Raw genomic sequence first — 9,422 nt, forward strand, 5'->3', positions numbered from 1 at the left:
CGACTGACAGCATAATTGATTGATCTTCATCGGTATGTTATCAGAGTTCCATATTGAGGTCACTTTGATAGTTTACGCGAGTTTCTGGCCCCCCTAATTTTCTCTCATCACAATGAATTAGCCCTGCCTCCTGGGAGGGGTTAGGGGTGGGTTCCGATTCCCAATTCTAAATTCGCGCATTCTAAATTCTCTATTCCCTGTTCCCTGTTCCCTGTTCCCTTTTGCATTACTATGAAAAAACTATCATTTCTAATTGCGATGCTCTTTCAGAGCCACTGCGTGAACGCATTAACGTGCTTCCTGCCATCCGGGAAAGCTTTATCAAATTCTCAAAGAATCACACCCGATTCCCGATTCCCGATTCCCAATTCCCGATTCCCAATTCCCGATTCCCAATTCCCAATTCCCGATTCCCAATTCCCGATTCCCGATTCCCTAAAACAACAAGCCCAACAACTCTATGAAACAGGTCAATATCAAAAGGCGATACCGTTGTTGGAGCAAATTATTAGTAACTACAGCGAGAGTGGGGACATTATTGGTGAGATTAACGCCTTGGCGAATCTAGCTTTAATTTATCAACGTTTGGGAGACTGGGCACAAGCTAAACAGACAATATCCCAGAGTTTTAGCCAACTATCACAACTCCCCTTAACCAAGGAAAGTCAACAATTACAAGCCCAAATTCTGTCAGTCCAAGGACAAGTCTACTTATCACTAGGTCAAGGGGAAAAAGCCTTATCAACTTGGCAGCAAACTAGTGCTATCTACCAAGACCTCGAAGACCTCAATAAATTAACGGAAAGTCAGATTTACCAAGTGCAAGCCTTACGAATATTAGGGTTGTATAATCAAGCCACTAAAACGTTAAATCAAATCAAGGAAAGTATCCAAGACCAACCTGATAGCGCTCTCAAAAGTACAGCCCTTCAATACCTAGGTGATGTCCTCAGGAGAGTGGGAAAATTCCAAGACTCTCAAGACATTTTACAACAAAGTTTAGCCATAGCGGAAAACTTACCAAATCAGACTTTGTTTGCTGACACTCTACTCAGTTTGGGGGATACAGCTAGATTACAAAAAAAAACAGAAGAGGCTTTGGATTTCTATCAACGGGTTGTCAAGGAATCTCCCTTAGCAGATATAAAAATTCAGGGACAATTAAATCAACTGAGTGTATTGATAGCTACACAAGAGTGGTCACGAGCCAGAGAGTTATTACCAGCTATAGACTATACCTTAACCACATTATCTCCCAGTCAAAGAGCAATAAAGGCTAGAATTAAGCTAGCCAAAACCCTATTAAAATCTGAAAAGACACAACTAAAAACTCCCAAAGCCCTGGCTACTTATCTCGCCGATGCTATTAAGTTGGCTAGGAATTTAGGAGATAAAAGAGCGGAAGCTGAAGCCATTGGTAACTTGGGAAGCTTATACAAATACAATCAACGTCTTGATGAAGCCCAAGACTTGACCGAAAAAGCCTTAGTCATTGCTCAAGAAATCCAGGCTCCGGATTTAGCCTATCAATGGCAATGGCAACTAGGAAGAATCCTTAACCTAAAACAGGATAAAAAAAACGCGATCGCGGCCTATGCTCAATCGGTGCAAAGCCTCAAATCTATCCGTAGCGACCTAGTCGCGATTAGTAGCGATATTCAGTTTGGGTTTCGAGAGAGGGTCGAACCAGTCTACCGAGAATTAGTAGGACTACTCCTAGAACCCAATGCATCTCAAGAAAACCTCAAACAAGCACGAGATGTGATTGAATCCCTGCAACTAGCAGAACTAGACAACTTTTTTCGGGATGCCTGTCTAGATGCTAAACCCGTTAATATCGATGAAATAGACCCAAAAGCCGCGATCTTCTATACCATTATCTTGCCAGACCGCCTGGAAGTAATTGTCACTTTGCCGGGACAACCCCTGCGCCAGATCACCACTAACTTACCCAAAACAGAAATAGAACAACAACTGGCTTTGGCAAGGAGAACTATTACTAGGCCTTGGCAAAGTCTTGAAAAGGAAAACTTGCAAACAATACACGACTGGTTAATCACCCCCATTGAAGCGGAACTAGCCAACAGTAACATCCGCACCCTAGTCTTTATCCCTGACGGAGCCCTGCGCAATCTTCCTATGTCTGTGCTTTATGACGGGGAAAACTATGCTATCGAGAAATATAATATTGCAGTAGCACCTAGTTTACAATTAATCGACTCTCAAGCCAATGTCAGAGAAAATGTTTCAGTTCTGGGTGCTGGAGTCACGGAAACTCGTCCCCATCGTCCCAATTTAGGAGCACTTCCTGGGGTGAAGGAAGAATTAGAGAATATCATGGCTCAAGTTCCCTCATTGATTCTACTCAATGAATCCTTTACTGAATCCAACTTCACTACAGAACTTAATAGCTCTCCGTACGAAGTGCTCCATCTAGCAACTCATGGTGAATTTAGTTCAGTAGCTGAAGAAACCTTTCTCCTGACCTGGGACGACGTAATCAATATCAATGAGTTAAATAGTCTGATCTCAGCGGATCAAAAGCAAAAAAATCCCATTGAATTACTCGTCCTCAGTGCTTGTCAGACAGCCGCAGGAGACTCCCGAGCCGCTTTGGGATTGGCTGGAGTAGCCGTGCGATCTGGCGCACGCAGTACCCTTGCCAGTCTTTGGTTTGTGGACGATCTAAGCACTGCAGAGTTAATGACTCGCTTCTATCAGAGGTTAGCCACAGGCAAGGTTACCAAGGCTGAAGCTCTGCGACAAGCTCAACAGGAGCTATTGCAGACCCAGGAATTTAAGCACCCCTTTTACTGGTCGGCTTTTATTTTGCTGGGAAATTGGTTGTGAGGAGGAGGGAGTAGGGAGTAGGGAGTAGGGAGTAGGGAAGAGGCAAGAGGCAAGAGGCAAGAGGCAAGAGGCAAGAGGCAAGAGGCAAGAGGCAATTGCCAATTGCCTCTTGCCTTGCCCATAGCGCTATAAAACTTAACAGAATCAACAGGTATTTTATGAAATAATCCCAGGCATCGGGAGCTCTATTGATTAACATGAAACCTCTGGTTAACAGACTTGTGCAAGTAAGTCCCTTTGTTCTCTATTCTCTACTGGCTGCAACTACGGCATTAGGGCAAATCACTCCAGATAATACCCTCGGTAATGAAAGCTCTGTAGTAACGCCCAATGTCGATGTTAACGGAAACCTAGCAGATTTGATAGAAGGTGGGGCGATTAGAGAGAGCAATCTGTTCCACAGCTTCTCAGATTTCAATGTGGCAGAGTTTGGGCGAGTTTATTTTGCGAATCCAACGGGAATTGAGAACATCCTGAGTCGGGTAACTGGAGCTAAGGTTTCCAATATTTTAGGGACTCTAGGAGTGTTGGGAAATGCTAACTTGTTTCTGATAAATCCCAACGGTATCGTCTTCGGTCCCAATAGCAGACTAGATCTGGGAGGCTCATTTTTTGGGAGTACTGCTGATAGTGTCTTGTTTGAAGATGGCACAGTTTTCAGCGCTAAAAATCCGAATGAGAAACCGTTGTTGACCATTAATATTCCCTCTGGGTTGCAATATGGATCCAATCCAGGAAGTATTACTAATCAGTCTAGTCTTTTTCAGGTACCAAATGGTGAAACCTTAGGGCTGATTGGTGGTGACATTACTATTGCTGGTGGTCAGTTAACAGCAACCGATGGACGGATTGAGCTGGGGAGTGTTGGTTCTAATGGTGTGGTGAAGCTGACGCCAACAGATACTAGTTTTGGGTTGGATTATTCAACAGTTCAAGAGTTTCAGGATATTAGTTTGTCCGAGGGTGCTCTTGTCACTACCAGTGGGGAAAGTGGTGGCAGTATCCAGGTGCGGGGGGCTAATGTGAATTTACGCGATCGCTCTTTTGTTTTTGCGAGTACCAACGGCAGTGGAAGTGGTGGTGGGATAGTGGTTGAGGCTTCTCAGTTGAGTCTTGAGGGTGGTTCTAGGATATTGGCGGATGTATTTGGCTCAGGACAGGGGGGAGATTTGACAGTGAATGCCACTAAATCTGTTCGAGTGGTTGGTGTATCGGCTAATGGTACTGTCAGCGCTTTGGCAGCCAGAGTAATTCCCAGAGTACTTCAAAGAGGAACAGGAAATGGGGGAGATGTGAGTATTACCACTGGGCAGTTAATTGTCTCTGATGGAGCACTTGTTTCGGCTAGCACTTTTAGTGAAGGGGACGGGGGAAATTTGACAGTGGATGCCTCTGAATCTGTTCAAGTGATTGGTACCTCAGCCGATGAGTTTCCCAGCAGCTTGTCGGCTCTAACTTCTAGGACAGGAAAAGCGGGAGATTTCAGTATTACCACTGGGCAGTTAATAGTCTCTGATGGAGCAAGAGTTTCAGCTAGCGCTTTTGGTGAAGGGGACGGGGGAAATTTGACAGTGGATGCCTCTGAATCTGTTCAAGTGATTGGTACCTCAGCCGATGATCGGTTTGGCAGCGGCTTGTTTACTCAAGCTAATCCAGACTCAAAAGGAAATGCAGGAGAGTTGAGTATTACCACTGGGCAGTTAATAGTCTCTGATGGAGCACAAGTTGCAGCTGGCACTTTTGGTGAAGGGGACGGGGGAAATTTGACAGTGGATGCCTCTGAATCTGTTCAACTGATTGGTACCTCAGCCGATGGTCGAATTCGCAGCGGCTTGTTTAATCGGACTGAAGGAACAGGAAATGCGGGAGAGTTGTTGAATATTACCACTGGCAAGTTAATAGTCTCTGATGGAGCACTTGTTTCGGCTAGCACTTTTAGTGAAGGGGACGGGGGAAATTTGACTGTGGATGCCTCTGAATCTGTTCAACTGATTGGTACCTCAGCCTCGGGTGAGTCTGCCAGCGGCTTGTTTGCTCAAGCTAATCGAGGCTCAAAAGGAAATGCAGGAGAGTTGAGTATTACCACTGGGCAGTTAATAGTCGCAGATGGAGCACAAGTTTCAGCTGGCACTTTTGGTGAAGGGCACGGGGGAATTTTGACTGTGAATGCCTCCTCCAGTGTTCAACTCATTGGTAGGCCAGGCGATGGTCAGTTTCCCAGCGGCTTGTTTGCTCAAACTGGAGAGACAGGAAATGCGGGAGATTTGAAGATTACCACTGGGCAGCTAATTATCTCTGATGGAGCACAAGTTTCAGCTGTCACTTTTGGTGAAGGGCACGGGGGAAATTTGACAGTGAATGCCTTCTCCAGTGTTCAACTCATTGGTACCTCAGGCGATGGTCGGTCTCAGAGCGGCTTGACTACTGCAGCTGAAGGGACAGGAGATGCGGGAAAGTTGTTGAAAATTACCAGTGAGCAGTTAATTGTCTCTGATGGAGCAGGAGTTAGTGCTACAAGCACTCAAAAGGGTAGTTCAGCAGGCGAAGTAAAGATTAATGCCAACTCCATCTTCCTAAACAACAATGGAATCATCTCAGCACAAACAGCAGGAGCGCAAGGCAATATTACTCTATATTCCCGTGACATCCGACTCCTCAACAGAAGCTTGATTCTAACTAACGCTAGGAATACCACTGGGGGCAATATAGAAATTGATACTGATACCTTAGTCGGTCTGGGAAATAGCGACATCACAGCTAATGCTCAACAAGGCCGAGGAGGTAGTGTGACCATTAATGCCAAAGGCATCTTTGGTTTAGAGTTTCGAGACCGTCTCACAAAGGACAATGACATCACTTCCACTTCTACCCTTGGCTCATCCTTCAACGGTGATGTGGAAATCAACATCTCCCAGGTAGACCCCACCTCAGGCTTAACGGAATTACCAGCAAGCCCGGTAGATGCAGAAGCGATCCTGGCCAATGACCTTTGTGGCTTTGAGAATAATCGGATTGCTGGCGGCAGTTCCTTTATCATTACCGGTAAAGGGGGTTTACCAGCTAGTGCAGACGATGCGGTGATTAATACTGACAGAACCGTGGGCTGGCTCTCTCGTCCTGGCTTAGCCAGCAGCAGAAAACCATTACAGCAGCCACCATTGGCCTTTGGCCACGAATCGCGTAAGGCCTTTGGCCACGAATCGCGTTCAGTAACACAGCCTCAACCTCCCCAGGAAAAAAAAGTGATTATCGAAGCCCAAGGCTGGGTAACAGCAAAGGATGGCACAATTATTCTGACGGCTCATCCTTTTCGGGGTACTCCTGTTGATCAGATATTGCCCCATCTTGATTGCCATTCGGGAGGAGGGAGATAGGGAGATAGGGAGATGGGGAGATGGGGAGATGGGGAGATAGGGAGATGGGGAGATGGGGAGATGGGGAGATGGGGAGATGGGAATCGGGAATCGGGAATCGGTAGAACTGGCATCTTGCCAGTAACCTGGCTTGGGAATCGGTAGAACTGGCATCTTGCCAGTAACCTGGCTTGGGAATCGGTGGAACTGGCATCTTGCCAGTAACCTGGCTTGGGAATCGGTGGAACTGGCATCTTGCCAGTATCCTGGCTTGGGAATCGGTAGAACTGGCATCTTGCCAGTAACCTGGCTTGGGAGTCGGTGGAACTGGCATCTTGCCAGTATCCTGCGGGCATCTTGGTGGAACTGGCATCTTGCCAGTAACCTGCGGGCATCTTGGTGGAACTGGCATCTTGCCAGTAACCTGCGGGCATCTTGGTGGAACTGGCATCTTGCCAGTATCCTGCTTGGGAATAGTTAGAACTGGCATCTTGCCAGTATCCTGCCTTGGGAACAAGAAAAGTTGCACCTGGCTGACAAGAAACGATCAGCCAGAGTTCAATGCAACTATCAACTCACAAAATCTAATAATAACAAAAACTCAGATAAACGCTGATCTCTTTTGGATCTAGGTAAGCTGTTTGAGCTAGTGGTGCGTTACGGGCAGCAAGCTAACCAAGGGCTAGAGGCGGAAAATGAGCGCTCCCCTGAAGCACCACTAGCAACTGATCTCGTTTAGATCTAGCTAGTGATAGCGTAGCAGAAGATAGGGTGCTCAGGTGCTGGTCAAAATTTCTATTAAGGGAATTATGCCGAGATGATATAATCCCAGGTTGGGGGTTGTTTGATATCATCTCCCCATAATTAGTGATCAAAAACCTTCTGGGATTAAACCTTACTCCTTTACTTCAGCATAGCTGGTTTCTGCCTAAACTCCGAAACTTAGTCCTAGCTTACTTCTGACTTCTGACTTATAACTTCTGACCCTAAGCGTAGCGCTATATCACTTGCTGCCAACCACAGGTTAAAGAGCGCACAGGATTCGGGCGCAAGGGAAGCGCCCCTAGATTTGATTGGTTTGACCATCATGATCAGAAGTGATATAGTTTATTCCACTACTCGAATCAATCCACGGTTCAAACGGTCATGAATCTCTTGGACTAGGGTTTGCTCTTCTAGTGAAAGTGATGCCTTGCCTCGTAAAGCTGACATAAAGAGCTGTTGGTCAATGCGGGTAATTTGGCGCATATGAATAATACGCTGAGCTATTTGCTTAACCGGGAATTTGGGGAAGATCACTTGAGAAGGTTTCATGGGCTCCACATAATCTCTGTAATTTTAACTATCGGCAATTTTGAAGAGATCTTCTGTGAGAGAGAGTCCTAGCTAGTAGTGATTCGAGCTCACGATGTGTTGTGATGGGATCGCGGTTAAGCTGTGATCTGAGTTACAACGATGGCAAACTAGTAGCCGATCAGCGTTGACGGTCGTGATATACAGCATGTTGATTCTAGGACAAGAGAACGACAGGAGGAAGGAAGCAGCAAATTAGAAAAGGAATAAATACTAATATAGTCCAATATTTGGATGCCTGAAACTGTTTAAAGGTTAACAGTTTGGTATCTGAGAGCTTTATAATTGTGGTCGGCACTGATGGTTCCTGGGCCAAGGCTGTCATAATTTGTTTACCCAAAACCCGTGCTAATCGTGGTGGTACAGCATTACCGACCTGTCGAAATCCATGCCATTTGGTGTGGTGAAAGCGAAACCAATCTGGAAATGAGTGCAGTCTAGCGGCCTCTCGCACCGATATCACCCGTGGGTAATCAGGATGAATGGGGCGAGGAGAGGTGTAGCGACCGTTTTTATAACCAGTACCTGCTCTGAGGGTATGGCATGGTTTATCCCAGTGTAAGCGTCGTAAGCGACTGGTAGTTTCTACCTCCCCCATGGGTGTGTTTCTAAACCGCTCAATCGACGCTTCCGTGTGCTGGGTTTGCAGGGAACTGGTTAATAGTTTAGGATTCCACTGGCGGGGATAGGCAAAGTTACCAGGATCGGTGATCATATCCCGTAACTTTTCTACATAAGGCATAGCTAAAGCTTGGATCAGGTCTAGCTGTTTTGGTTTTAGTTCAACACAATCGCTTTTCTGGAGTTCAGGAAAATTATCTAAGTTAGGCAAGTCTGCGATCGCATCCTTAACAGTTACCCATTGGTGAGAGCCTAGTTCTGAGTCAGGATAAACCACTGGTGCTTCCCCAAGCCTAGAACCCAGTAAAAACAAGCGCCGCCGTTTTTGTGGCACGCCAAAATCTGCTGCATTCAATACCTTGACTGGCTCAGTTATGGTGTATCCAGCTGCTTTAAACTCGCTGATTAGCTGCTCGAACAGGTCTTGGTATTTGTTCTGAGCTAAGCCTGGAACATTCTCCATCACAAAATAGCGTGGTTGGAGTTCTTTGACCAAACGGCAGAACTCAAACACTAAATTATTGCGTGCATCATCTACTTGACGCTTACCGATCAAGGAGAATCCCTGACAAGGGGGTCCACCAATGACTAGATCAATGACTAGATCAATGGTAGAAACCTGCGATGAAACCTCTCTACAGTCTTGGTTTTGCCCCCTTTGAGTTGCCCACTCCCTCAGGGCTTTCTGAATTTCCTGACCAGACAGGGTAGCAACGTCGGTACATAAAACCTTGGTTTGGGGGGAATTGAAGGCATACACTGCCCCATGAATTGGGTCTTGTTCAACGGCAACGGCAACATCAAACCCCGCCTGCTCAATCCCTAGGGAGAAACCACCAGCACCAGCAAATAAATCAACGGCTAAGGGTCGATGAGAGAAATTTGCCATGCCGTGTATGGTAATCTAATTTTATTGCGCTGCACGCTTCGGAACAGGGAACAGGGAACAGGTAATGAAAAAGCTTGTTACATCGCGCTGCATAGACAATAGGCAAATTATATGGACACTTGCTTACCTATAATGGTTTATCAGTAAGAAAACACTATTTTCTACCATACCTTAGTTAGTGCTCTCTTTTACCATTCAGATTAATCTAGATCTCACTAAAGTTGCGACTAGTAATAGCAATACCTGTAGGAATTGTGATAATTTTGATGCCATATTCCCTACTCCCTAAGGGTGGCTCTGAATGGAGGCAAAAACACTCATAAAAATAGAATTATAATATCATGTTGTAACAATTA

Annotated in this window: 7 protein-coding genes; 4 read left to right on the top strand and 3 right to left on the bottom strand. The window is 45.8% G+C overall.

Going from position 1 to position 9,422, the window contains the following annotated elements:
- Positions 1-279: 279 nt before the first annotated feature.
- Positions 280-2,850, top strand: coding sequence for a CHAT domain-containing protein (locus F6J99_RS35775; protein WP_293120318.1), 2,571 nt, complete (start codon positions 280-282; stop codon positions 2,848-2,850).
- Here F6J99_RS35775 and F6J99_RS35780 read toward each other — a convergent pair.
- Entirely contained in the window at positions 2,825-3,049 is a 225-nt protein-coding gene (locus F6J99_RS35780) for a hypothetical protein (RefSeq protein ID WP_293120320.1), read from the bottom strand. The genes F6J99_RS35775 and F6J99_RS35780 overlap by 26 nt on opposite strands.
- A gap of 22 nt (positions 3,050-3,071) precedes the next feature.
- Between F6J99_RS35780 and F6J99_RS35785 the strand changes: the two genes are divergently transcribed.
- The 3 genes from F6J99_RS35785 to F6J99_RS35795 are packed head-to-tail and all read left to right on the top strand — an operon-like array spanning position 3,072 to position 6,684.
- Entirely contained in the window at positions 3,072-6,224 is a 3,153-nt protein-coding gene (locus F6J99_RS35785) for a filamentous hemagglutinin N-terminal domain-containing protein (protein ID WP_293120322.1), read from the top strand.
- 12 nt (positions 6,225-6,236) lie between these two features.
- Positions 6,237-6,368 (top strand): hypothetical protein, encoded by a 132-nt coding sequence (locus tag F6J99_RS35790; RefSeq protein WP_293120324.1) that lies wholly within the window; start codon positions 6,237-6,239, stop codon positions 6,366-6,368.
- The gene (locus F6J99_RS35795; protein ID WP_293120326.1) at positions 6,355-6,684 is read left to right on the top strand and encodes a hypothetical protein; all 330 of its coding nucleotides are present in this window, start codon (positions 6,355-6,357) and stop codon (positions 6,682-6,684) included. Before F6J99_RS35790 ends, F6J99_RS35795 begins: the two co-directional genes overlap by 14 nt.
- A 626-nt stretch (positions 6,685-7,310) precedes the next feature.
- On the opposite strand, the gene F6J99_RS35800 is transcribed toward F6J99_RS35795, so the two are convergent.
- Together F6J99_RS35800 and F6J99_RS35805 are read right to left on the bottom strand one after the other, a co-directional pair.
- Positions 7,311-7,517 carry a hypothetical protein gene (locus tag F6J99_RS35800; protein ID WP_070392609.1) on the bottom strand — a complete coding sequence of 69 codons (207 nt, stop codon included), beginning with the start codon at positions 7,515-7,517 and terminating at the stop codon, positions 7,311-7,313.
- A 196-nt stretch (positions 7,518-7,713) separates the two neighbouring features.
- Positions 7,714-9,066: a DNA cytosine methyltransferase gene (locus tag F6J99_RS35805; protein ID WP_293120328.1), complete on the bottom strand. Its 1,353-nt coding sequence runs from the start codon at positions 9,064-9,066 to the stop codon at positions 7,714-7,716.
- Positions 9,067-9,422 lie beyond the last annotated feature (356 nt).

Source organism: Moorena sp. SIO4G3, from assembly GCF_010692305.1.
Lineage (GTDB): Bacteria > Cyanobacteriota > Cyanobacteriia > Cyanobacteriales > Coleofasciculaceae > Moorena > Moorena producens_A.